Consider the following 25,169-nt stretch of genomic DNA (forward strand, 5'->3'; position numbering starts at 1 on the left):
CCTCCATTCCTATTTTCGAGAACACGCTTTCATTTTTGAAGATTTAGGTGTATCATATCAGTATGAAAGTAAGTTGTCAATTATTTTTTAAAAATGGAGTTTAACTCCAAAAAAGAGCTGCAGCTGTTTTAAAGGTAAGATAAAATTAGTGGGAGAATGTACAAAGGAGATGGGGAATGGTGAACCGTTTTAATGACAATAACCTAAACTTGTCCATGTTAATGGAGCAGCACAAGAATAAATTCACAAAATCCGAGCTGAAATTGTACAACTTCATTACAGAAAACTTTGAAAATATTGTTTATCAATCACTAACGGAAATGGCTATTGCATGCCACGTTGGCGAAGCAACCGTTTTACGGTTTTGCCGCAAACTTGGTTATAAAGGTTATCAGGAGTTCAAACTGGCTTTGGCAAGAGAGCTCTCTATTCGCGAGAAGCATGGGAATGACGGAACATATATCGACAAAGTAAGAAACAATATGATCCAAGCAGTCGACGATACGTACAAATTAGTGGACGATGACCACTTACAGATGGCCATTGATAAAATACACGATGCTCAATCTGTTGTTGTGTATGGTGTGTCTTCGTCGGGAATTGCCGGCCTGGATATGCAAAATAGATTAATGCGAATTGGGATGAACATCGAAACCATCACAGACTCTCACAATCAGGTAATCCGTTCCAACTCCACCAACAGGGAAACAGTCATTATCGCGATCAGCCTTACAGGCAGCACCAAAGATATCGTGGATGCTGTAAAAACAGCAAAGAGTAACGGCGCTGCAGTAATTGCAATCACGAACTATATGGAATCACCTTTAACCAGTTATGCCGATATCGTCCTGCTGACTTCCGCAAAAGAAAATCCATTGGACAGCGGCTCACTTGTATCAAAAATATCCCAGTTGTTTGTGATCGATCTGTTATGCACGGGAATCACGATGAAAAATTATGAAGGGGCCAAACAAATTAAAGAGCAGGTTGCACAAACGATATCCGAAAAATTATATTAAAATTAAAAAAACAAGGGTAATCTCTCTATGGTATGGATGCCCTTGTTTTTTTAATTTCTGTTTATATTTAATTATATGGGACGTCAGCATTTACTACTTACCCACAAAATCATAATATGCTCTATCAGCCGGACCATGATTTTAAATACTAAAAAAAGAATTATTTCACCATAAAAGTTGTATATGATAAGGGTTCTCAGGTATCACCAATACAAAAATGAAAAATGGTTTTGACCATCTTGATCCGATGATCAAAACCATTTTGAAGTTCTTATGCCTATTCTGTCCCAGCTTATTCAGTCCCTATTCTGTGAAACAAGACTGAAGCTTAATTTATGATTTAGCTGTCAGTCCACCGTCAATAACCAATTCTGTCCCTGTCACGAATCGGGATTCATCTGAAGCTAAATATAAAGCGCCATTCGCAATATCTATTGGATCTGCTATCCAATCCAACGGTATTCTAGCTAATTGTCCTTTCAACAGCTCTTCCGTACCAAGAAAGTCTTTGGTCATTGGTGTTTTAATATGACCCGGGTGGATGGAGTTCACACGGATTTGATCTTTTCCATAATCTACAGCAGCATTTTTGGTCATTAATCTCACGCCACCTTTGGCTGCAGTATATGCATGAGGTCCTCCGTTTCCTATCAGGCCGGCAATCGATGAAATGTTGATGATAGAGCCTTTACCAACTTTTTTCATTTCCGGAATGACATATTTCATACCTAAAAAGACACCTTTCAGGTCAACATCAATTACTCTATCCCATTCTTCTGTCTCTGTATCTGCAGCTCCCGCAGCTAAATCGCCTGTTATTCCTGCGTTATTTACTAATACGTCTACTTTCCCAAAGTTTTCGACTGCTGTATTCACAACCTTTTTCCAGTCATCTTCATTGGCAACATCCTGTGCTATTGCAATGGCTTGTCCACCATTGTCTTTTATTTCTTTTACTACAGCTTCTACTTTACCTGATTGCACATCTGTAGCAACAACCTTTGCCCCTTCTTTTGCAAATAAGCGTGCTTCTTCAGCACCCTGTCCATCAGCGGCACCTGTTATGATTGCTACTTTATCTGCTAAACGCCCCATTTACATTCCTCCAGTTAGTTATTTTTAGTAACTTATTATATTAATATCATAACAACTATTTTGTGTAAACACAATTTTTTTGCTTACTTAGAAGTTAATAATATGTATAGATGCTATCTCCGTATCGCTTCCTTCCATTAAGCTTGTTTAAGAAACAGTTCTAAATAACACACACAAAAAGAACTAGACCTCTACTCCTGTGCCAATCTTCGGATATTACTAAAGATGAGCAAGCAGTTTAGAGATTTTCATGTATAGTGGTTATATCAGGTTCATTCTGTGTCTCCATAATTTCACACGTTGACTCTCCCCCTCTATGCAAACTCCTATTTAATTTCCTTCCATTCAACTTTTATAATGTCCAATATCTTGATTATGATACTCAGGTTAAAGCAGGATTAAATAAAATCGGAAAAAAGTTTGCCCCGATGTAATTTCCCGGCTGCCCATTACTCACATTTGCAAAACTTCAAACGACACCAATCGGTTCGTCCATTTTCATAGAAAAAGTGTAATAAATTCATTAGAAGAAGAGTCTATTTTCTCTTAACGATTACAAGAGTCTACTTTTTTTGGTTGTTTATAATGTACAGGCACTTTGATAGAACATAGCTTATATAGCGAAGGAGATGATAAATTATGGTTCCAATTAAAAGAGCTATTCTTTCACAAAACGCTCCAAATGTTCCGGGGCGTACGATGACACCACTTTATATTACCGTTCACAATACGGCTAATACGTCGGCTGGGGCAGATGCTGAAATGCATAAAAATTATCTGCATAATGGCAGTGGCGGCCGACAAGCCAGCTGGCACTATACTGTAGATGACACTGAAATATGGCAAACGCTGGAAGACTTTCAACAGGGCTGGCATGCAGGTGATGGTTCAGGCAGCGGGAATACCAGGTCGATAGGAATTGAAATTTGCGAGAATAGTGATGGTAACTTCAATAGGGCGGTAGAAAATGCACAATGGCTGATTAATCAGTTGATGAGTACGAATAATATTTCATTGGGTAATGTTGTTTCCCATAGCCATTGGAGTGGTAAATACTGTCCAAGAAAGCTTTTGCCAACATGGAATGAATTTAAAGCAGGTATTGGAAACCAGGGATCACCTGGTACGCTTTATAAAGTTCAGATTGGTGCATTTGGTGTACGGGACAATGCCGTGCAATTAGCCAATCAGGCAACAGATGCTGGGTTTGATAACTTTATCGTGCATGAAGGCGGTCTTTATAAAGTCCAAATTGGTGCATTCAGCGACAGAGGCAATGCAGTAGCACTTGCCGATCAAGCAAGTGATGCAGGGTTTGACGTTTATATCGTGCAAGAGTAAGTAAACGCGTTTTCCAAAAAGAATAGGATGAAATAGTTAGAGATTCTTAATTCAAAAGCCCTCTTTCAATAATTTAAAAATCCCCTTTCAGTAATGTATCCGCTTATTGTGAAGGAAACCGAGAAAGTCTCTAAAAGATGGTATAGTTCTCAAAAAAGAGAATTATGCCTTCTTTTTTATATAATCTGACTCAACTTCTGCCGTGTTTCGCTTCACTCCCTAATGAATGTCCTGTCACCAATAAATCTAAATAAATGATAACAGTAGTCCGCATCTAAACATAGGTGCGGGTTATTTTTCGCTTACATATGTCGTATTCACCAGGGTCGCGTAAAATGAATGCAATGATTTGAAGAAAGTCATCCGGATATAATGAATGCTTGCATTATCAAGGAGCTTATAAATCTTGGGGGTCCCGATAAAACTTCACGATCTCCTCCAGGAAAGATAAATAAATTGTGACTAGGCGAATGAAAAAAAATAATATGCTGGGAGCATGCGTAAATTTGATATTTTATATTTGTGGCGAAGGTGGAGTTTTAATCCATCGTATAAAACAAAACCTCCTATAAAAATATAGGAGGGTAAGCCGTATCTTTTATTTCGGTTTCTATCCAGTAAAACATCAAAGCGATCATTGAATCATCAGAATTTACAGTAATAATAATGAAATACCTTAAACCGGAACTTCTACATCCAATAATGGTGCATACTGCTGGCTTCCGAAAATATCGCCGTCACCAGGACTTCCACTCGGTTTATTACGTCTAATGGTAAACTTGATCGCATATGCCGGATCGAACTGAACAAAATCTGTAACCCTCTCCAATGGAATATGATAAAGTTCAGCTATCGTTTCCTTTGTTAACACTTCGCTCTTGCATACGAGATCATATTGTTCTTTCTCTCTGAAAATAATATCAAATGTGATCTTATCTGTTCCAGCATTCTTGGAACGAATCGTTTTCGCCAAATCATTTAGAGTTTTTTTGGACAATCCTATTCACCCTCTCATTAATTACGCATTTACTTTTTGATTTACTTCCTCCACTTGCACATCAAACAGCTCAAGTGGATCCTCCACAGGTACCACGTGATTCATCGTCCACTCATAGGTTGGTCCTGCATAAATAACATCATCAATCAAATAAGCTGCTGTTCCCGCTGTTCCTTTTACCTGCGGAAGTCTTGCGTAAAAAATTTGTCTTGTGGCAAAGAGCGTCAATTCCTCTGCAGTAACTTTCGAATCCGCAACTCCTTCTACGACAATTCCTAATTCATGAGACTTAATTTCTGTAACAGGTTCCAAATCTCCCATCACACCATTTTTTCCAAAGATGCGGAAATTTAAGTGGTATTCTTCTCCTGCAAATTCTTTTTCTACCTGTTCGTAAGCAAATTTAATGACATCATCAATATGTTCAATGGTATAAGGATCCCGGACCCCGGCGATGCCAAGAAATTTCTCACCAACCATCCCGGAACCTTCAAGCTTTACTTTTATATCACCTTCAACGGGAACATACTTCATTCCCGTAATTTTCGTCGTTTTTTCATTGTATTGTTCATAATGGCAATGTTTCATGTCCAGCATGCCGCCGGCAAAATATTCATAATATGGGTTTGCTCTTTCATACATCGCATGGCCTGCAACAGATGCCACTGTACAGCGCTGATCAGGATGCATGGCTGTCACTTTTACATCATCATGGGTAATGGTACCGATTACACTTTCTTTTGCGCCATATGGTTCTGCACAAAAAGAGGCACATTCCAGGACTTTGCCTAAATAATATGCATTTGCTTCAGGGAAGCCTTCACGAATGGCCGGTGCAGCAAAAATGGCTACATCACTGGATCTCCCGCCAATTACAACATCCGCTCCCATATCAAGGGCTTCAATAAATGGATGTACGCCTGCTACCGCCACAATACGATCGGTTTTTTCAACGTTTTCCATTTGAAGATTTTCACGCTCATCCAACCCTTCAATGACAACCTCATTCGTCAATTTATCCTTCAAATAATTTTTCTCGACCTCAGAATAAAAGTACGCTATTTTAAAAGGCGGCAAGTCATGTTCTTTTGCTAAATCTTTAATCATTTGCACATACATATCGACACGGCTATTCGCACCTGTATCTCCTGACGAACCAATCAGCATAGGGACATCTTGTTCTCTTGATGCCAGTAACATGAGTTCCAAATCATGTTTTTGCCAATTATACATACTTACTGACCTGTCAGACCCAAGCGCAGAAGCCCCAATATCATCACTGCCGGAATCACAGCAATAATAATCAGGCTTGGTGGCAGCTGCTAATTTAAAACTTTCTTCTTTTGTTGGAGCAAATCCTAAATGACCGTTTGGACTTACAATACGCAACTCCTTTTTCATAACCATCCTCCCAGTTGTTATAATGTGTTATAACAATGAGTTTAACACAAATATAGGTTATGTCAATTCTGAAAATAGGATCGATTTATAATCAAATAAGTTAGTTAATTAGAGTACGGGTTGCAAAAAACTTGTATTTATCCCCGCGGTAATAAGACTCCCTGTACTCAAGCGGTGTTTGATTTTCATATACCATCGAAGTAATTTTCAGTAAAGGAAACCCTTGATCTATGTTTAAATGATCGGCGACTTCGGCATTCGCTCCCATTGCTTCAAAAGTTTGTTCAAGGTGGGTTGGTGTTACTGAATCAATGTCATGATATATATCCAAAGTAGAAAAAGGGGTTTGCTTCATTTTAAATTCCTCTGCTATCTCCATGGCCGCTTTTCCTATTTTATCGGAAAAAAATGAATTGTAATATACGATTGGATAGTTATCTCCTGATCCTACAAGCTGCATATTAAAGATGATATCCATGACATTTGTATTCAAAAGCTTGGCAAGTTGAAAATCGCCTGATATTCTGTCTCTTTTAATAATCTCCGTAGAAGCCACGAGACCTAATCTCTCCACAGTATTTTGAAAGTTGTTGATCGTATCCAGTTCCTGTTCCACTTTAGGGGTGGCTACAAATGTGCCTACCCCATGTATTTTGGAGACCAATCCTTCTTTCTCAGCTAATGCAATTGCCTGGCGAACAGTAATTCTGCTTACACCGTAATGTGCTTCAAGCTCTTTCTCCGATGGAAGCTGGTCATTCGGTTTCAGCTCGTTATTCTGTATTTGTTCTTTTAATTTATCTTTTAATTGTTCATATAATGGTGTTTTTAACCCTCGTTTAATCATGAGAGGTACCTCCTAATCAATAACGTATATATAATCAGTCTCATTATTATTATAACCAAATAAGCTGCGTTTTCCATCTATTTATATTTTATTAAAAGTTTTTTCAAAATCCGTTGACAATTTGTACTGTTTTGTTATAATCTCTAATAAATTAATATAAACTCTTTTATAATGAGTGAATAATTTGGAGGTGTAATATGTTTGGAGTACCAATGCCGATTTTGTACTTGATAGCTTTACTTATTTTTGTGGCTGTTTTATTTATTTGGCTTAAACGGCCCATGTACGAAGTGATGACCTTGTCATTTTTGTTTATTGTGGTGATTACAGGATCATTTGATTTATTTTGGGAGGCGCTGATATACCCTTCTACAAGTTCTTTGTTCTACGCCATCTTTGCTTTTCTGGCAATCGCAGTATTATTTGATTCTACGAAAGTGATCAATAAGATTATCAATTTGATGTTGGCGGTTGTAGGGAAATTTAAAGGCGGGGCCGGGTATGTTGCCATGCTTTCAAGTACATTTATGGCCAGCTTATCAGGCACAGGCCCGGGTAATGTTGCAGCAACAGGGGTATTTACCATCCCTATGATGAAACGTTCTAACTTTCCTGCACCGCTTGCTGCCAGCACTGAAATGTCTGCAAGTATGTTGGGAAATATTATCCCGCCATCAGGAATTGTGATTCTAACTTACGGTATTCTGATTGAACTTGTCCCTGACAGTATTTCTTTGAGCAGTTGGATGGTTTTAGCCTATGGTATCGGACTTTGGTTTTTACTGCAGCGGCTGGTTACATTATGGGTTTTATGCAAAGTATATAAAGTAAAACCAGTTCCAGTTGAAGAACTGCCAACGTTTCGGCCAAGCCTTAAAAAAGGGTGGACTGCTTTGTTTCTGCCTTTACTTATTTTTGTCCCATTATTTGCTGATGCCCAATTCGAAAACTTCTTTTTAGGGAGGATTGGCGAAGAGGGTACGGCTGCTTATTCAAATTCTGTATTAATGTTTACCCCGGCAATTGCCGGAGGATACGCCTTAATGATCGGCCGGAAAGCATTGCCGAATGCCAAAGTAAACTTGAAAAATTTACTGGATATTTTCAGCAATTCATTGTTAAAGGTAGTGCCTATTGGTGTTACAATTTATATGGCGTATGCATTATCTCAAATTTTTGTAGGTTTACAGATGGATACGGTCGTACGTGAATGGGTCTTATCCTTTGGCTTGAATTTAACCATGATTATTATTCTATTACCATTACTATTCATGGTGCTGGGAATGGTTTTGCCGGGATCCGCACAAATTGCTATTTTAGGTGGAGCAATGATCACTGTTTTTGCCACGCTTGGCGGGGACCCTGTTCTATTTGCTGCATTGCTGCCTGCCATGACCGGAGCACTTGAAGGAATGACTCCTCCGTTGGCACTTGGCCTATATGTTGCCATGGGAATAGCAGGATCAGGTTTTCAGAAAACGGCAAAGTCGGCGATTATTTGGATAGCGACACATATATTATTAACCATGATATTGTTAACAGGTCTCCTGCCTATTTTAGGGCTATAGCGAAAGGTGTGAAAAAATGAAAGTGCTTACAAATGTTACGGATAAATTGTATACCTGGATTACGTTGATTGCATTATCTCTTGGTTTGTTCGTTGCTTTATTATTTTTAACTGCGTTAATCATTGGCGGAACAACCGGAGAGAATTTAGCTGTTGTATCCGGAGATCTGATGACCTGGTCGATCCGGTTAGCAACTATTGCTGTACTGGCCGGCATCATTAATATTTATGTTAGTAAGCGGCACACATTGACGATGGATAAGGACCCGGATAATCAGGATGAGCTGGCAGAAGATGAAGAAGAGACCAAAAAGAATATTGTTTCCTAAGATGCGGGCGAGAGAATTGCAATCCTGGAGCTTATGGAACAGAATAAAATTTTATTCCTTTAAAGAGAGAGGGTAAAAGGAATGCGTCAACCGATAATTGGTGTCAGTTGTAATTTTAAGCCACATGAAGGGGAGAATGGTACGTTTCAATTAGATAAATCATATACAGATATGGTTTATAAAAATGGGGCGATCCCGCAAATTATTCCTATATTGCCAGTGGAAGAAATTACATCTATGCTTCATTTATACGATGGCATATTACTAAGTGGCGGAGGCGGTTTGCTGCCACATATTGAACAAATGGATGTTTTACCGGGTTTGCGGGAACAAAATCCGGACAGGTATGATTTTGAAAGCGAAATCATTAACTATGCTTTGAAAATGGGTACCCCATTGCTGGGAATTTGCAGGGGGTATCAGATGATCAATGAACTGATGGGCGGGTCCCTTGAAAACCTGCCGGGTAAAGCTCATCTCCAGAAGGAAGCCGGAGCACAGCCTTCACACAGGATATTTGTTGAACGTGAAACGATTTTATATCAGGCTATACAAAGTGAAGAAGCGGAAGTAAATAGTTTCCACAGTCAGGCCATTGATCAAGTGGGCAATGGCCTAAAAATAACCTCTTACTCGAAAGATAAAGTGATTGAAAGTATGGAAGGGACCACTTCACAGTTTATATTGGGGCTTCAGTTTCATCCGGAATTTATGGTGGAAAGTGAAAAAATGAATCATATTTACAGAAGCTTTATTAGGGCGGCTGAGGAATTTAAAGATAGAGGTTCCGAACATGACTGATGAGCAACATCATTCCCCCCTGGTACCGGGGGATGATGTTTGATAGTCCCCATTTATTCCTCAAATTACCGTATCCGGCTTCGAACTTGTCCGACGCAGCTGATACGTACTTTGCGAAATTGAGGAGCCTCTTAATTTCCATGGATATATCCTAATTCCTCCGGAAGTATATTCTACTGCCTCCTACTTAACTATTTTTAAATCTAATTCTTTACTTTCCCGAGTAATTTTATTTTTAAAATAACCTTTAAGAAACTCTTCACCTTTTCGTGAAATTGTGGTACCCGCTCTCCCCTGTCTTACGATCGTTAAATCCAATTCCTGAAGTACTTCTAAACGCATACGTAATTGCTGCTCAGATAGACTTAATCCTTTTTTCTCCAGATGCTTCTTCAATGCTTTTCTACCATAAGAATTATATACTTTTTTCCCTTCATAAAAAGTGTTTAATATTTCTATACTTTCGTCCAAAAACCCATGCTCTTCAATTTTAGAGATAATTTTAGTATGTATTTCAATATCATTAAACTTTTTCTCATTAGCCTTTGACCGAAGATAAAATGGCAGAGAATCCATCCCAATAGGGGCTTCTTCTAGGAAAGCTAAATAGGTAATAACATTATAAAGTTCTTTCACATTCCTTTCCCAGTCGTGGGACTTTAAATAGTCAATAACTTCATTGGTGAAAAGAATATCCGATCGATTAATCCTTTGTTTTATATTATCAATTAACGATGAAAAATCTTCCAACCTTTCAGCTAAAGCAGGAACTTCCAATGAGTATTTCGTAAGTAAACGATAAAGATCACTGCATATTAAACCTTTTTCTAATTCTCTACTATTCTTAGAGCTTGTAGTTATCACCCGGGATTGAAGCGGTATAACCTCGCTACTAGCCAAACGGGAAAATTCCCCTGTCTTAAGAACTTGATACAACCTTTTTTGCAGAGATAAGGGCAGATCCCAAACATCTTTTATACAAACTGTGCCATACTTGGCAAGTTCAAATAGTCCATATGATATTTCCTCGTCGATTTCTGATCCGAATAACTCTTTCTCCACATGATCAAAAGGTTTTGAAACACAGCTTGTTGAAATAAACGGTAGTTCAGCTAAATTAGAATAATTATGAATTGCTTGTGCAAACATACTTTTTCCAGTACCTGTTTCTCCATCTATATGAATATGAGAGATAGTTTCATTCCTTGAATATTTTTTAGCTAGTGCAACTGCATCCTTCATAGGGTTACTCACAGCGATAATATCCTCAAAGTGATATTGCGCAACATTTCGGATATCTTTGTTATTATTTGTTTGCGTAACACCATTTCCGGATAAAGAAACACAAGCTTTAAAATAACGCTTAATAATTTGTGTCCTCTGATAGTTAATTTCCAGCAGATCTATTATTTCTTCAAATGTGCTAATGCTTAACAACCTATACCCTATATCAATCACATTCGATAAACTTTTAGGCAGAAGATGTTGCTCACCAGGTGTAACAATATAGTCAACTGTGTTTGAGATAGTCTCTTCTGGTACATAAGCTTGATAATTATGTTCGAAGACAATTTCCTTTAGGGATTGAACTGTTTCCTCTGTATTACTTTTGTTATCATTCACCACCAAAATTTGTTGACCTGGTGGGAGATTTAATAATTTTTTTGTATTGGTATAGTTTATATCACGTTTCGCAATAACAATTGGACAATTTTCAGGTATTAGCTGGGTTACTAACCCCTTGATCTGACTGTTTGAAATAACAACAATATCTTCATTTGTAACCGTATTTTTTTGAAGATCCTTTACTGTTATTGAATTAATAATTATTTTATCTCCAAGTATTTCTTTCACTTGCTTTGTAATTATATCTAAATACCTTTCTTGAATTGCAATTATGTTTACCTTTCTAAGTTCCATTTCTTTCAGCTCCAATCTAAAGCTGTATATTTATTTTATTAAACGAGATGACAGGATACATAATGTCCATCACTGGTTTCACGTAACTTCGGAACCTCCTTTTTACAAACTTCAGTTGCTAAAGGACATCGCGTATGAAAAGTACATCCACTCGGTGGACTAGCTGGACTAGGAATATCACCTTTCAAAATAATTCGCTCCCGTTTCAACTTAGGATCCGGAATAGGAACAGCTGATAATAATGATTTGGTATAAGGGTGTTGTGGGTCTTTATATAAAGTTTTTTTATCTGCTATTTCAACTATTTTCCCTAAATACATAACACCTACCCGATCACTAATATGTTCCACTACACTTAAATCATGAGCTATAAACAGATACGTTAGATCAAATGAATTTTGAAGGTCTTTTAATAAATTCAAAATCTGTGATTGAATGGAAACATCTAGGGCTGAAACTGGCTCATCCGCAATAATCAACTTAGGGCTCACTGCTAATGCCCGGGCAATACCGATTCGTTGGCGTTGCCCCCCACTAAATTGATGCGGGTAACGATCTGCATGATAAGCATTTAAACCTACAACTTCCAGAAGTTCTTTAACCCGTTTCATTCGCTCTTTTGGTTCGAAGCCATGAACAATTAATGGTTCATTAATAATATCTTTTACCATCATTCTAGGATTCAATGATGCATAAGGATCTTGGAAAATCATTTGAAAATCTCTTCGAGCCTTACGAATTTCATTATCACTTAGGGTGGTAATTTCATTACCTTCGAAATATATTTGACCCTCCGTAGCATCTAGTAAACTCATGATAAGACGACCAGTAGTAGATTTTCCACAGCCGCTCTCCCCTACAAGACCGAGCGTCTCCCCTTTATGAATCGTAAAAGATACATCATCAACTGCCTTAACATAGGATTTCTTCAATCCAAGTATTCCTTTTTTAACTGGAAAGTATTTTTTTATATTCTTTACTTCAACTAGTGGTGTTGCTGTCATACCTACACCTCCAAGGCTTTTTCTTGGTCTTGATATAGCCAACATCTACATTTGTGGTTATCATCAATCTCTAATAAATTAGGATCACTTTTCCGGCAAATATCCATAGCGAAGTCACAACGCGCAGCAAACTTGCATCCCTCTGGCATATTTGTTGGCGTAGGTACAGTACCAGGGATAGATTCTAATTTTTCAACATCTTGCCCTAACTTAGGTACAGAACCAATAAGTCCCTTTGTATATGGATGTTGCGGATTCTCAAATAATGTATTTACATCTGTCTCTTCTACAACTTTTCCTGCATACATAACGACTACACGATCACACATCTCAGCCACAACTCCAAGATCATGAGTAATAAGCATAATTGCTGTATCACTTTCATTACGAAGATTTCGCATAAGATCAAGAATTTGCGCTTGTATGGTTACATCTAAGGCGGTAGTTGGTTCATCAGCTATTAAAAGTTTCGGATTACAGGCCATCGCCATTGCTATCATAACACGTTGACGCATACCACCGGATAATTGATAAGGAAACTCCTTGATTAGTTCCTCAGCACGTGGGAGCCCTACTATTTTCAACATTTTAATCGCATGATCGCGAGCTTGCTTTTTATCATATTTTAGATGTAATCTTATTGTTTCTTCCAGCTGTTTTCCAATTTTATAAACTGGATTCAAAGACGTCATGGGTTCCTGGAAGATCATAGCAATTTCATTACCACGAATTTGGCGCATTTCTTTCTCACTTAAATCTAATAAACTATTTTCCTCAAACTTAATTGAACCTCCTACGATTTCACCCGGAGTGTCATGTAAAAGTCGCATGACAGACAGGGAGGTTACACTTTTTCCGCAACCCGACTCACCAACAATACCAACTGTCTCTCCTTTGTTAACAGTAATTGTTACGCCATCAACAGCCCTCACAAAGCCGTTATCGCTTCGAAAATACGTTTTCAAGTCTGTTATTTCCAACATTTTTTCAGTCATATGAAGATCTCCTTCCTTTTAAAAATTAATCCTTTATTTTTGGATCAAGCGTATCTCTTAATCCATCTCCAAAAAGATTAAAAGCTAATACCGTTAAAAAAATTGCAAGACCTGGATAAAAAGTAAGGTGAGGAGCTGTACTTAGATAATCCCTTCCACCACTTAGCATTGCTCCCCATTCCGGGGTGGGTGGTTGTGCCCCTAAACCAAGAAAACTTAAGCTAGCCGCTGTTAATATTGCCGTACCAATTCTCATCGTGAAATTAACGATAATACTTGAAATTGTCCCTGGGAAAATATGCTTCCAAATAATTCGTCTATTTTTTGCGCCGATTGATTTTGTTGCCTCCACATAAACAGTTGATTTAATTGAAAGAGCACTACTTCGTACAATCCTAGCAAAATTTGGGATACTAAAAATAGAAATTGCAATGACAACATTTACAAGACTAGGCCCCAAAATCGCGATAATACCAATAGCTAGTAATATCCCTGGAAAGGCAAATAACACATCACAAATTCGCATGATTATACTATCCACCCACTTACCATAAAATGCACTAATTAGCCCAAGAATTGTACCTATTAAGGCTCCTAGTAATACCGATATCGTGCCTACGGACAGAGAAATCCTTGTTCCTTCTAATATTCTACTAAAAATATCTCTTCCATAATTATCTGTCCCTGCTAAATGTTCTAATGAAGGTCCTTGCAGTACATTTGCATAATCGGGCTCGTCTGATGAATATGGTGTAATAACCGGCCCTATAATCGCAATGATTACTAAAATAAGTATGAATACCCCTGCCACTAATGCAAGACGTTGCTTCTTAAACTTTCTCCAAAAATCCTTAACTGGTGAACTTTTCTCTACATTTTGATCTAGCGCCATTTCAGTTGCTAGACCTGACGTTTCTGGATTAGCCATTGTATAACACCCACCTCTACTTAGTCATATCGAATTTGCGGATTAAGAAATCCATAGATTAAATCCACGATTAGATTAATTAAGATAAATTGTAGAGCAAATAAAAGCATTTCGGCTTGAATTACTGGATAATCACGAAATGCTACTGAATCAATCAACAATCTTCCAAGACCAGGCCAGTTAAATACTGTTTCAATAACAACAGAGCCTCCTAATAGAAAACCGAATTGTAATCCTGTCATGGTAACTACTGGGATCATTGCATTTTTTAATCCATGGCCCCAAACAACCTTATTTTCTTTTAAGCCCTTTGCTCTACCCGTTCGAATATAGTCATCTTTTAAAATATCCATCATAGATGAGCGCGAGAATCTAGCTATTACTGCAGCAACTCCAGAACCTAATGTAATTGATGGAAGAATATAACTTTTCCATGAATCCAAACCTCCTGTTGGTAGCCAGCCAAGTTGAACGGCAAATAATTGAATAAGTAATAATCCCATCCAGAACGAAGGTATTGAAATACCCGAAACGGCTCCAAACATTCCTAAGTAATCTTGCCACTTATTTCGCTTTGTAGAAGATATAACTCCGATCAATAAACCAACAATGACTGCCCATACCATACTCCAGAACGTTAACCAAAAGGTTGGCATAAAACGTATTGCGATCTCGTCAAAAACAGGTCTGCTTGTCTTTAATGAAATTCCGAGATCCCCTTGAAAAATACCTGAAATAAAAGAGAAATATTGTATATGTATAGGTTGATCCAAGCCTAATTCTTTACGTACATTCTCAACATCCTGAATCGTAGCATCTTGACCAGCAACCAGTCTTGCCGGGTCACCTGGAATAAGATGGACAAACAAAAAAATAAATATCGAGACTAGAAATAAAATTGGAATAACCCCGATCAACCTTTTAATAATATACTTTAGCATGAATACACCCCTTGCTAAAAATGCTAAGCGCCGTAATATTAACTTACAGCGCTCAATATTATAATTGATTACTTACTGTACAATTTCTAAATTTTCAACACTTAATGATCCATCAGGTAATAAATAGATACCTTCTAAATAGTTTTTCTTTCCAAATATCGTATCGTCCACAGTTAGGAAAGCCCATGGAGCTTCTTCCCAGATAACTTCCTGAACATCAGCATATGCCTGTTCTCTTTCTGATGGATCTCCAGTTGCTAATCCATCTGCGATTAAACTGTTTACCTCATCATTATTATAATAAGCTGTATTGTATGAATTAGGTGGATATGCATCTTCACCTCCAACGAGTGGGCGAATTCCCCAGTCCGCATCTCCAGTTGACGGTGACCATCCACCATAATACATCTCCATCTCTGCATCTTCTGGGTTTTCTACAGACCAGATACTATCTGAAAGTGTACCAGATTCCATTGGCACCACTTCAAGTTCAATATTTATTTGTGCAAGTTGTTGCTGAATAAATTCCATTGCATTCATAGCTGTTGAACTGTTAGCACCCCAAACAGTTGTATTAAACCCATCTTCATATCCAGCTTCTACCAATAATTCTTTTGCCTTTTCTACATCATATTCATAAGGTGATTGCCCAGAATAGAATTGAGTATCTGGAGCAATGATGGAATCCAATGGACTCGCAAATCCATTATTAACTACTTCTATAAACGCTTCTTTATTAATTGCATAATTTATTGCTTGACGAACACGCACATCATTAAATGGTTCCTTTAAGTTGTTCATTGCTAAGTAGTAAACAACAATAGATTGTGCATTCTCAACTATAATACCTTCTGTACCATTAATACTTTCCGCTTGTTCAGTCGGAACTGGATAGATAAAATCTGCTTCTCCTGTTTGCAACATTGCTACTCGTGTACCGTTTTCTGGTGTTGGTACAAAGGTAATAGAATCAACTTCATTTCCAGTAGCATTCCAGTAATCCTCATTTTTGGTTACTGTTAAATGATCTCCTGGTTGCCATTCTTCAAATACATATGGTCCTGTCCCCACTGGATTTTGAGAAACATCGTCTCCATATTCTTCTAAAGCTTGTGGGCTGATTAACATTCCAGCTGGATGTGCAAAAGTATTAATCATCGCCCCGAATGGCTCTGATAATTTTACCTTTACAGTAAACTCATCGACCACTTCTGTTTCCTCGATAAGTTCAAACAAACTAGAACGAATCAGTGTGCTGTCAGGGGCTGTAAGACGATCTAGATTTACTTTTACAGCCTCGGCATTAAATGGCGCACCATCATGAAAAGTCACACCTTCTTCCAACTCAAATGTAAATTCTGTCGCATCATCATTAACTGAGTAATCTTTTGCTAAGACAGGCACCACGTTCATATCCTTATCAAAGCCAACAAGACCTTCCAACATTGTTTTCTCAGCAGAGTAGGAAAGTGTATCGTTCGTATCATGTGGATCCAAACTAATAAAGTTAGCAGCAACTGCAATCGTTAAATCTTTTCCTTCTTTTACAGCCGTTTCTTGGGCTTCAGCATCTTCTGCGTCTGTATTACTTCCTTCTCCTTCAGACGCAGCGTCAGAACATCCTATCAATACAATGATTGATAAGATCAGTAGCATAACTAATTTAAACCAATACCTATTTTTCATTTTTATTCCTCCTTATTTTTTATAAAAAATTTAAAATCCAATTGCATTTTTTAATTGGAAGATTGGAACCAGTTCTCCAATGACTTCATTTCTTGAATTGCGTAGTTTCGGATGATGATATTCTTTTAACTTTTCAATCTGTTCATTCGTTAGTAACTCAAGCTGTGCGAGCGCTTCCATTATAGCAGGATATACTGCTCTACCATTTCCATCTTCAACTTTGGCTGCAATACCTAAGCCAGTTTGGCTATCTCCAATACAATAGACACCTTCCGCACCAGCTTTGCCAAAAAATCTCCCCCCTCCAACAGACATAAAATCTGTACAAAAACGATTTGTTCCACCAACCATTTCGGGTGCCTCTGTCATTGCTTTCGTTATGCGACGTACTGTTCCTTGCCTTTCCTCACTAAGAGATTTCGGATCTGCCATTCTTGCAAATCCATAAGCAAGATGTTCTAATGGTAGGGCATGTACAGGGACACCACATCCGTCTATTCCAATTTCAATATTCTCTTTTGGATAATCACACATTTCACTAATGACCTGAATAATCCGTTGTTGAACCGGATGATCCCTCGAATAATATTTTTCAATTGGTTCACCCATAAACTTAGCCGTTGCCAACATTCCAGTATGCTTACCCGAACAATTATTGTATAAAGGTGTTACTTCTTTATTATTAATTATTAGATTTTTGTACGTATCCTGCCACCTTGGAATATGAGTACCACACTTTAACATATTGTCTTCAAGCCCAACACGTTTTAAGATCGACAGAACCCTATCCGTATGCATATCTTCACCGTTGTGTGATGCCGTACATAATGATAAATCTGCATTACTGAAGTTATAATAATCTGCTGTTCCGGTCTCTACTATCGGAATTGCTTGAAGCGGTTTCATAGAAGAACGTGCATATACTTTTCCAACTGTATTTTCTGTATGATGAAGTAGATTTCCACCGGAATCCACAACGGCCATATGTACAAGATGACTACTTTCAACATGATTACCTCTTCGAACATTAACAAGATTAGTATATTCCATCAATTCACCCCAATTTAAATTTTTTGATAATAAAGTATATATATAATAAAACATTCATCAGCCAATTACAACCCATTTATGAAAAAACAGAAAATAATAACAACCAATTACAACCTATTCTACAATAAATGCCTTTTTGCCGCTTATTTATTTAAAACAGACATTTTGCTAAATAAAAATGAACACTTTTGGTGAAACCTTAGTATGTAAACACCATGGATGACAAAAGATGAACTTGCGCCTTGAATATTTACATCTAATCGACGGGGCACGCAACAAATTTTGTCATAACCACAAACGTGGGAAATGAGAAGAGATTTCCAATTCTACACAAGTGAGTTCATAAACTTATCAATATGACGGATTTAGCTAAGATAAATTTACTTAAGAAGAGAGTTTAGGCACCACAGAATAAATGAATATGAAATTAAATAAATATCGGAAAAATGTGCATTGGGAAAAATTTATCTAGATCCTGAGGGGCGCCCTAAAGGGAACGAGGTTTGGTAATGGGATTGATCCAGGAAGCATGAATCAGGGTATAGTAGAAAAAAATCGCCCCCGTAAATTTCGTTAAACTTGCTCCATCTAATAGTATGTCAGAATAATAGGAGTAGACAATATTAGTTGATACTAGATAATATCCTATAAACAGCATGTATATGAAAAACTTCCATAGTTTTTCTGGACACTAACTACCTCAAATATTAACAAATCCACCAAATAAAGAAATCAATACAACACTAACTACACCTACCGTAACAGCAGAAGTAATACCAATATAAAAGGGCTTAATTCCAATCCCTTTGAACATCTTAAAATTTGTAGACAACCCAACCCCTGCCATCGCTATACCAAGTAAGTATGTAGTACCAAATGAACTCACATTTTGATAAATGCCCTCCCATGTATCCTCAGCAAATAACCCAAAAGCAGCTCCTGTTTCCCCCATAGTAGCATCTCCAATTGTCCGGACAATTGAAAGAACCAAAAATCCAATGACAAACAAAGGAATAAAGGTGTACCATTTCGGCAATGCAGCTTCCCCGTACCTGAGCTAGAACCAAAATTTGTAGGTTATTCCATGATTTTTTAAATAACGAAAAGCTGCTGAAGTTGTACTTACCGTTCTTCTCGCATTTACTTGAATACAACTCCCAATCAGAATCATGATTTTTCCGGAAGTCCCCTTATTCCCACTTGGCAATGAGTGATGCAGCGTCAGCATAAAGCGATTCATACACTTTTTCGGACATTTGCCCTTCCATATGGTCAAGCAGTAGTTTAAAGCTTTCCATATGTCCCACTACTTTTTCTCCCTCTTCCTGTGTCTCATACTGATCTACAGCCGTTAATTGAAGCGTTAATGACCTTACAACCTGATCATTCTCAAAAGATCCCGCTTCCTCAAACTGGCCAATTCTTGTTATTATACTTGCTGCACTGACTGCGTCTGGATCAAATAGATCCTCTGGTGCTCTCGGAGCACCCATTCCGCCAATTCCTACTCCATAATAAGCCCATTCACTAACAGCACCGGAATACAGGTGGGCTATTCCTACTTTTCCGCTGTCAAAAAGCGAATCCTCCGCAGTTAATTGCCAATCGGCAGGTTCTTCCTCGCCATATGGCCATACTTTAGCAGACAGTCTGTCTCCGGTTCTATTTAAGACAACCTGGTACCACTCATTTTCATCCATGGAATACGGCAGGTTTATCTCATCTAACATTAAGAAATAATGATCCCTTACCCGATTGAGTCTGACATTGGTTCCATTTGCAGTGTCACGGGCGGTAATGTAGTAATAATTCTCTGCCTCTGCCTCACCGGACATATGAAGTGCAAATTGCCAGTGTGACGCGGCAGACCCATTTGACGTTACCACACCTGCTACCTCCACATCTCCATAAACTTCACCGACTTCATCCCATGTCAGTCCTTGCCGGCCGGAACTGACTACTTCATGCTTTAAGCGGCTCGGTTCATTCATAGCCGTCCAGCTGCCATCCCGCCATAACATAGTCCAGTCGCCGGGCTGCTGTCCTGTTTCATATTCAGAAAAGTTTGTCCAGTATTGCGCTTTTACACCTTCTAATCCTTCATACGCCGCAGTCAAGTTTTCAATTGCTTGGTCCACATCAGTTTGATCCGCGTCTTCATCCCTTAAAACGGACTTGGCAAGGGATAATTGTTCCTGGAAATAACTCCAGCTTTCCGGAGAGTAGTATCTATCCTCTAAAACCTCTTTTTCAATTTCAGTTATTTTCAGTTCAAGTAAAGATTTATCAACGTCAGGCAATAAATCCGCGGGAGCCCGCGGTGCTTCCATACCTCCCGTTCCTGCACCAAAATAAGCCCACTCGTTGATCGTTCCCCTGTCATAAACGGTAAACCCGACTTGACCTTCAAAAAAGTCCAGATCAGCAACCTCTAATTGCCATTCCTGCGGTTCTTCATCTCCATATGGCCAAATCTTCACCCATATAAAGATTCCTTCACGTTCCATAACGATTTGATACCATTTATTTTCTTCCACTGAAAATGGCAGTTCAGTTGAACCCACTGTTAAATAACCATTATCACGCATTCGTTGGATCCTTGCCTCTCCTTCTTTATTCAAGATCAGATAATGCATGTTAACAGCACCTGTATCTCCGGACATATTAAGTGCAACTTGAACCATATTATCTCCAGTATTCATTGCCCGGACAACTCCGGTTAGCTCCACATCGCCATATACGTACCCTACTTCATCCCAAACAAGCGCTTTTCTGCCGGAAGTGTCATTGTTAATTTGTAATCTATCCGGGTTTTTTAAGGTTTTCCAATTACCTTCACTATAGATTTGTGTCCAATCTTCCGGAAGTTCACCCTCTGGGGTATCCGAGAAATCAGTATTGTATTGTGCCGGTCCCGTTACCGGATCAGGTTCCGGAGGTGAAATCGAAGGCAAATCAGAACAATCCAGAACGGCTTTCCCGTTTACTTCATTAAATAATGCACGGTCATCTAATAATAATGGAATAATTTTATTCATCGGCTGATCCATTGTGATGAATACCGTTTCATCCGTAATCCGCTCATTTTCTAATGAAAACAGGTCGATATGCCGTTCAATCGCCTCAAATTGATCGTTATTCAACATATAGCCGCACGCGGGTGTAATTTCTTCTTCTATAGTAATGTGATAAGTATCGTCTTCAGTAAAGCGATGATTATTTGCATTCTCTACAGCATGTCCAATATCTTCAAAGCGATGATTATAGAAGTCAAGGACCGAGTAAATACTGCTGACTTGCACATCCACCTTCTTCTCAGGCGGTAACTGTCCGGCTGTTTCAGTCAGGATTCCCAAGCCATTACGGAGTCCGGACATGCTGGACATCATTCTTTCCGAACCACTTCTTGGGTTATCCGGATCCCTGTAAATTCCAGTCGTAAAACCATCTTCTGCCACCTCAGGTATCAGATGATTTAATGTAAGCTCCTGGCTTAATGCCCTGACTTCCGGATGAACATTTAAGTTTACCGGCCAGGTAAATTCCTGATCAGGTTCGGTCCCGGTAGGTCTTTCATGTGCATCCACTGAAAGGTCAGGTTTAAACGTATTTAAGGTCCAGGCAACCGCTTTTTGCTCAGGAGAATGTAAACTTAAATTATCCCTGTTATTGTCCAGGCTCCAGGCGTTTCTTCTTTGGTCCCGAACTCTGCCATCCGGGTTAGGTGTCGGCATAATGAGCACCGTCGCCTTATCCAGTAAATTTAATAGTTCGGGGTCATCCGTAAAAGCTAAATCTCTCATTAATTTTAATGCCATCTCACGACCGGACGGTTCATTTCCATGTGGTGTACCCATCACAAACATGGAGCGGCCAATCTGATCATAATCATCTTCAGATATATCAAAGTTTCCGACACTTACTAGATTTATAGGCCTTCCTTCTACAGAATCCCATATATTTATGAAAGATACTTTATCAGATATGCTGCTTAACTCCTCAATAAACTCCTGTTCCTCTTCAATAGTGGTCCATTCTTCTCCATCACGAATCTCAAACCCTGTTTTTAATTCCGTCTCATTGGCAAAAACGGCGGAAGGTATCCACAACACCATAAACAAAAATACCAATGGGATCATTCGTGCCGCATACTTTATCAATATAATCCCCTCATTATCATGTAAAATTTAGTAGATATAATCTTCATTATCCCTCACTGATAGTCCAACTGATTAACTTAATTTGACCGCATTTGACTTGACTGGGTTTCCGCGCTTTTCAAAAATATAAAAAATATACCACACCCCTTTCTGATATAAAAACAACAAATACTTCCCCACTTTGTTACAAATTATAATTATTGTTTATTTAATAGTGAAACAACAAAATGTTATAAACATATAAATTTTCTTAATAAATAGATATCAATTGGTTCATTTATCCTATATCCATACAATTATTAATTACAAAAGGCATGCAAAATTTCTGTATTTTAATCAGGCTTATTTACCAATATTTAAATTTGAGCTGTTTTACACAACTTCCGGTATTAATCAACGTTTGTGAAAACACTGTTAAAAATGAGCGAAACAACTCTTTATCGTGGTTTAAAAAGTACGATATCAAAATATCAACATCCATTAATAATAAAATTGAATAAATAGACTCAGAGCTGTAACTGCGGAAAGGTTATTCTTTTTTATACGATACGCCTAATCCCCTTCAATAACCTTACACTCTGCATTGAATATCGGAAAATCAGTAACATCAACAATTAAATTCAATAACAAATGGCAAAGAAGTGCCGGAAATATACTCCATTCACGAAAATAATTAAATCAAAATGAAACAACAGTAAAGCTGGCAGTGAACAAAACACTCACGTTGATATTAATGGGTTAAATTGTTAGACATCCGGAGAATCAAATGTCGGAAAACCCAATCCTAGACCCAACTAAAAATAGAAGCAGTGCACTCTGCAATAGTGCACTGCTTCCCAACTTACAACAAAATATGGTCCCTGATTTTTATATTCAATTGGATCCTCCTTCTGGTAATTCTATTCATAAAATTACCGGTTTAACGGTCTCCCTTCTTGCTGCATCAGCTGCTTCATTCGTCGACGTAAAACGTTAGAAGTCTATCGAATGGAAGCTTCCCGCCTTCATAACACTAGACCAGCCTGGGTAATGCGTTACATGATACACGAATTCAGGAGCTGATGACTGAAAAAGTCATAACAATTGCATTACTAGCCCTCCAGGCTGAACATCCATGAATTCCAGCCTGACACAGAGGGGGAATTTCCCTGCAAGTCTATTCCCATTCTTCAATCACATATTCGGTATCACCTTTAAGATAGTTATATGCCCACTTATCAATCAAATCATTGTCAAATTGATAATTCAACAAATCTTGAAATCCTCTTATATGTCTTACTACTTTGTCCGAAGTGTTTTGAGCTTCAAACTGACTTACAGCAGTTAAATGGATCATTAATTGACTTTCATTACTGTCACTTTCGAATGCCTCTTGTTCTGCGAGCAGTTCAACACGATTTTCCAGGTTGGAAGTATAAGGTGTTTCAGGCTGGGCCACCGAACTTGGATCCGAGCAGTTATATACCGGTACTCCGGAAACTTCATTGAGTCTAGCACGATCATCCAGCAGGAGTGGGATGACTGTCATCGAGGGTTGGTTCATTGTGACGAATACACCATCCTCACCGACCGATTCCGTTTCTATGGAATATGAATCAAGATGCCGCTCGATATGCGCAGCCTGTGAAGTATGAAGCAGATACCCACATGGAGCAGGATCCAAAATGGTTCCTTCCGGTGGAGTTAGATTATCCGATCCACCTAAATAGAAAGGCTTTTGATTTGCTCCATCTTCGGCTTTTTCCACTGGTGCATCCGCTTTTATTTCTCCAACATCGTCAAACCTGTCAATATAAAACTGAAATAACGCATCGGTAGCACTCATTTGTACTTCTACCCGGTCCCGGGGTTCCCCGCCCGACCATGATTCATACAAGACACCCATAGCATGGCGCAATCCCGAGTTATTGGTTAAAGTGCGTTCATGACCATTAATATAATCAGGAGTGGGATATATGCCGGTTGAAAAACCATCCGCTTCCACGTCAGGACGCAAATAATCCTCAATCAGTTCCTCATTTAATTCCTGCATCGGTCTATATACATTCAGATTACGCGAATGCATAAATTCAATATTACCGCCTTCCGAACGCCGCTCATGGGCATCAACCACTATTTCCGGCTGGAATTGATTAATCATGTTTCCTGCTGTCAGGGTCTCTGGCGTCATTAAATTTAGATTGCCACGGTTATTATCAAGTCCCCATGCATTCTGACGAGTATTTGCCTCCCTTCCATCAGGGTTCATCGTTGGGATAAACAGCACCGTTGAATTTTCCAGCATGTCCAGTAGTTCCGGATCATCGGTGAATGCCAGGTCTCTCATTTTTTGTAATGCCATTTCCCGGCCAGCTGGCTCATTGCCGTGAACTGTTGCATTGATCATAATACTCCGTCCCTCAGCAATCTCTTCATCTGAAGGCGGTTCAGGATAACCAACCTTCACCAAAGAATAGGTTTACCATTAACCGTAGTCCCTACTTGTGAGTAACTTACTCTTTCCGAAGCATTATTCAGATCTTCCAGAAATTCCAATTCTTCTTCATGCGTTGTCCATTCTTCTCCGTTGGTATTTTCAAACCCTGTCGTTGGAGGCTCTGCCGTGTTTGCATTTTCTTGAGCAGAAATGCCTGAGACAGGAAATACGATGATTAATAAAGTAAACATCGATGCTAATTTAGCGAAAAAATTTTTCATAGAATGATTATCCCCCTAAATAATTTAAAAAACATAGTTGATCAATACTGACCATACATTCAATTTTTATGCCTTTCTCATCTTGTTTTCATAAATGTTTACTATTAAATTAACACTGCTGTTACGAACCATTTTGGAATACGAATCAAATCACCCACTTCCAATTGTAACGACACTGATAAGCAAGCTCCAACCTCCTTTTTAACGGATTTAAAGTATGTAAATACTTTATAAGCTAAATTAAGTTACCAACTTTCTAATTAAGTGACGCTTTCAACTTCCGGATACATCGTTATTCATATGATGAGTACTCTTTAAAAATGTAACCTATGCCATTTTCAAAGATAAAAATAATCGTTTTGATCATATGCTGGTCAGTTTGTACTTTTGT

20 protein-coding genes are annotated in these 25,169 nt (G+C 38.4%); 5 read left to right on the forward strand and 15 right to left on the reverse strand.

The window, feature by feature from the left end:
- Window positions 1-176 precede the first annotated feature (176 nt).
- Window positions 177-1,019 carry a MurR/RpiR family transcriptional regulator gene (locus GHD25_RS04990; protein WP_164215273.1) on the forward strand — a complete coding sequence of 281 codons (843 nt, stop codon included), beginning with the start codon at window positions 177-179 and terminating at the stop codon, window positions 1,017-1,019.
- A gap of 333 nt (window positions 1,020-1,352) precedes the next feature.
- Here the strand turns inward: GHD25_RS04990 and GHD25_RS04995 are convergent, their stop codons facing one another.
- On the reverse strand, window positions 1,353-2,114 hold the full coding sequence (locus GHD25_RS04995) for an SDR family NAD(P)-dependent oxidoreductase (RefSeq protein ID WP_164215274.1): 762 nt from the start codon (window positions 2,112-2,114) through the stop codon (window positions 1,353-1,355).
- A gap of 639 nt (window positions 2,115-2,753) precedes the next feature.
- Between GHD25_RS04995 and GHD25_RS05000 the strand changes: the two genes are divergently transcribed.
- Window positions 2,754-3,455, forward strand: a complete 702-nt coding sequence (locus GHD25_RS05000) for an N-acetylmuramoyl-L-alanine amidase (RefSeq protein ID WP_164215275.1) — start codon at window positions 2,754-2,756, stop codon at window positions 3,453-3,455.
- A 676-nt stretch (window positions 3,456-4,131) separates the two neighbouring features.
- Here the strand turns inward: GHD25_RS05000 and GHD25_RS05005 are convergent.
- The 3 genes from GHD25_RS05005 to GHD25_RS05015 form a co-directional block, all read right to left on the reverse strand.
- Window positions 4,132-4,452 carry a DUF4387 domain-containing protein gene (locus GHD25_RS05005; protein WP_164215276.1) on the reverse strand — a complete coding sequence of 107 codons (321 nt, stop codon included), beginning with the start codon at window positions 4,450-4,452 and terminating at the stop codon, window positions 4,132-4,134.
- A gap of 21 nt (window positions 4,453-4,473) precedes the next feature.
- Window positions 4,474-5,853: an acyclic terpene utilization AtuA family protein gene (locus GHD25_RS05010; RefSeq protein ID WP_164215277.1), complete on the reverse strand. Its 1,380-nt coding sequence runs from the start codon at window positions 5,851-5,853 to the stop codon at window positions 4,474-4,476.
- A 100-nt stretch (window positions 5,854-5,953) separates the two neighbouring features.
- Window positions 5,954-6,700, reverse strand: coding sequence for a GntR family transcriptional regulator (locus GHD25_RS05015; RefSeq protein WP_164215278.1), 747 nt, complete (start codon window positions 6,698-6,700; stop codon window positions 5,954-5,956).
- Between the two features lie 197 nt (window positions 6,701-6,897).
- Here GHD25_RS05015 and GHD25_RS05020 point away from each other — a divergent pair, with 197 nt between their 5' ends.
- From GHD25_RS05020 to GHD25_RS05030, 3 genes are all read left to right on the forward strand, one after another.
- Window positions 6,898-8,268, forward strand: coding sequence for a TRAP transporter large permease subunit (locus GHD25_RS05020; RefSeq protein ID WP_164215279.1), 1,371 nt, complete (start codon window positions 6,898-6,900; stop codon window positions 8,266-8,268).
- Between the two features lie 16 nt (window positions 8,269-8,284).
- A complete protein-coding gene (locus tag GHD25_RS05025) occupies window positions 8,285-8,596 on the forward strand; it encodes a hypothetical protein (RefSeq protein ID WP_164215280.1) in 312 nt (103 codons plus the stop codon).
- Between the two features lie 81 nt (window positions 8,597-8,677).
- Window positions 8,678-9,397 carry a gamma-glutamyl-gamma-aminobutyrate hydrolase family protein gene (locus GHD25_RS05030; protein WP_164215281.1) on the forward strand — a complete coding sequence of 240 codons (720 nt, stop codon included), beginning with the start codon at window positions 8,678-8,680 and terminating at the stop codon, window positions 9,395-9,397.
- Window positions 9,398-9,580: 183 nt separating this feature from the next.
- Here the strand turns inward: GHD25_RS05030 and GHD25_RS05035 are convergent, their stop codons facing one another.
- From GHD25_RS05035 to GHD25_RS05085, 11 genes are all read right to left on the reverse strand, one after another.
- Window positions 9,581-11,317 (reverse strand): sigma 54-interacting transcriptional regulator, encoded by a 1,737-nt coding sequence (locus GHD25_RS05035; RefSeq protein WP_164215282.1) that lies wholly within the window; start codon window positions 11,315-11,317, stop codon window positions 9,581-9,583.
- A 38-nt stretch (window positions 11,318-11,355) separates the two neighbouring features.
- Window positions 11,356-12,321, reverse strand: coding sequence for an ABC transporter ATP-binding protein (locus GHD25_RS05040; RefSeq protein ID WP_164215283.1), 966 nt, complete (start codon window positions 12,319-12,321; stop codon window positions 11,356-11,358).
- A 2-nt stretch (window positions 12,322-12,323) separates the two neighbouring features.
- Window positions 12,324-13,316, reverse strand: coding sequence for an ABC transporter ATP-binding protein (locus GHD25_RS05045; RefSeq protein WP_164215284.1), 993 nt, complete (start codon window positions 13,314-13,316; stop codon window positions 12,324-12,326).
- 25 nt (window positions 13,317-13,341) lie between these two features.
- Window positions 13,342-14,244, reverse strand: coding sequence for an ABC transporter permease subunit (locus GHD25_RS05050; protein WP_164215285.1), 903 nt, complete (start codon window positions 14,242-14,244; stop codon window positions 13,342-13,344).
- Window positions 14,245-14,264: 20 nt separating this feature from the next.
- On the reverse strand, window positions 14,265-15,185 hold the full coding sequence (gsiC, locus tag GHD25_RS05055) for a glutathione ABC transporter permease GsiC (RefSeq protein ID WP_164215286.1): 921 nt from the start codon (window positions 15,183-15,185) through the stop codon (window positions 14,265-14,267).
- Between the two features lie 72 nt (window positions 15,186-15,257).
- Window positions 15,258-16,871: a glutathione ABC transporter substrate-binding protein gene (locus GHD25_RS05060; protein WP_205601330.1), complete on the reverse strand. Its 1,614-nt coding sequence runs from the start codon at window positions 16,869-16,871 to the stop codon at window positions 15,258-15,260.
- A gap of 30 nt (window positions 16,872-16,901) precedes the next feature.
- Window positions 16,902-17,921, reverse strand: a complete 1,020-nt coding sequence (locus GHD25_RS05065) for an asparaginase (protein ID WP_164215287.1) — start codon at window positions 17,919-17,921, stop codon at window positions 16,902-16,904.
- A gap of 700 nt (window positions 17,922-18,621) precedes the next feature.
- The gene (locus tag GHD25_RS05070) at window positions 18,622-18,957 is read right to left on the reverse strand and encodes a putative sulfate exporter family transporter (protein ID WP_164215288.1); all 336 of its coding nucleotides are present in this window, start codon (window positions 18,955-18,957) and stop codon (window positions 18,622-18,624) included.
- Window positions 18,958-19,111: 154 nt separating this feature from the next.
- Window positions 19,112-22,081 (reverse strand): M14 family zinc carboxypeptidase, encoded by a 2,970-nt coding sequence (locus GHD25_RS05075; protein ID WP_164215289.1) that lies wholly within the window; start codon window positions 22,079-22,081, stop codon window positions 19,112-19,114.
- A 1,156-nt stretch (window positions 22,082-23,237) separates the two neighbouring features.
- Complete coding sequence (locus tag GHD25_RS05080; RefSeq protein ID WP_164215290.1) at window positions 23,238-24,527, reverse strand: FIMAH domain-containing protein; 1,290 nt, start codon at window positions 24,525-24,527, stop codon at window positions 23,238-23,240.
- Window positions 24,524-24,778, reverse strand: a complete 255-nt coding sequence (locus GHD25_RS05085; protein WP_164215291.1) for a hypothetical protein — start codon at window positions 24,776-24,778, stop codon at window positions 24,524-24,526. Before GHD25_RS05085 ends, GHD25_RS05080 begins: the two co-directional genes overlap by 4 nt.
- Between the last annotated feature and the right edge of the window lie 391 nt (window positions 24,779-25,169).

Origin of the sequence: Virgibacillus aidingensis (assembly GCF_010994035.1) — a bacterium.
In the GTDB taxonomy this organism is placed as follows: domain Bacteria; phylum Bacillota; class Bacilli; order Bacillales; family Amphibacillaceae; genus Virgibacillus_N.

What these genes read in the sequence shown, in the direction of transcription:
- GHD25_RS05085 (WP_164215291.1), bottom strand. Translation starts at nt 24,778, where the DNA reads ATGAAAAATTTTTTCGCTAAATTAGCATCGATGTTTACTTTATTAATC.
- GHD25_RS05025 (WP_164215280.1), top strand. Translation starts at nt 8,285, where the DNA reads ATGAAAGTGCTTACAAATGTTACGGATAAATTGTATACCTGGATTACG.
- GHD25_RS05010 (WP_164215277.1), bottom strand. Translation starts at nt 5,853, where the DNA reads ATGAAAAAGGAGTTGCGTATTGTAAGTCCAAACGGTCATTTAGGATTT.
- GHD25_RS04995 (WP_164215274.1), bottom strand. Translation starts at nt 2,114, where the DNA reads ATGGGGCGTTTAGCAGATAAAGTAGCAATCATAACAGGTGCCGCTGAT.
- GHD25_RS05020 (WP_164215279.1), top strand. Translation starts at nt 6,898, where the DNA reads ATGTTTGGAGTACCAATGCCGATTTTGTACTTGATAGCTTTACTTATT.
- gsiC (WP_164215286.1), bottom strand. Translation starts at nt 15,185, where the DNA reads ATGCTAAAGTATATTATTAAAAGGTTGATCGGGGTTATTCCAATTTTA.
- GHD25_RS05015 (WP_164215278.1), bottom strand. Translation starts at nt 6,700, where the DNA reads ATGATTAAACGAGGGTTAAAAACACCATTATATGAACAATTAAAAGAT.
- GHD25_RS05060 (WP_205601330.1), bottom strand. Translation starts at nt 16,871, where the DNA reads ATGAAAAATAGGTATTGGTTTAAATTAGTTATGCTACTGATCTTATCA.
- GHD25_RS05045 (WP_164215284.1), bottom strand. Translation starts at nt 13,316, where the DNA reads ATGACTGAAAAAATGTTGGAAATAACAGACTTGAAAACGTATTTTCGA.
- GHD25_RS05065 (WP_164215287.1), bottom strand. Translation starts at nt 17,921, where the DNA reads ATGGAATATACTAATCTTGTTAATGTTCGAAGAGGTAATCATGTTGAA.
- GHD25_RS05050 (WP_164215285.1), bottom strand. Translation starts at nt 14,244, where the DNA reads ATGGCTAATCCAGAAACGTCAGGTCTAGCAACTGAAATGGCGCTAGAT.
- GHD25_RS04990 (WP_164215273.1), top strand. Translation starts at nt 177, where the DNA reads ATGGTGAACCGTTTTAATGACAATAACCTAAACTTGTCCATGTTAATG.
- GHD25_RS05035 (WP_164215282.1), bottom strand. Translation starts at nt 11,317, where the DNA reads ATGGAACTTAGAAAGGTAAACATAATTGCAATTCAAGAAAGGTATTTA.
- GHD25_RS05040 (WP_164215283.1), bottom strand. Translation starts at nt 12,321, where the DNA reads ATGACAGCAACACCACTAGTTGAAGTAAAGAATATAAAAAAATACTTT.
- GHD25_RS05000 (WP_164215275.1), top strand. Translation starts at nt 2,754, where the DNA reads ATGGTTCCAATTAAAAGAGCTATTCTTTCACAAAACGCTCCAAATGTT.
- GHD25_RS05030 (WP_164215281.1), top strand. Translation starts at nt 8,678, where the DNA reads ATGCGTCAACCGATAATTGGTGTCAGTTGTAATTTTAAGCCACATGAA.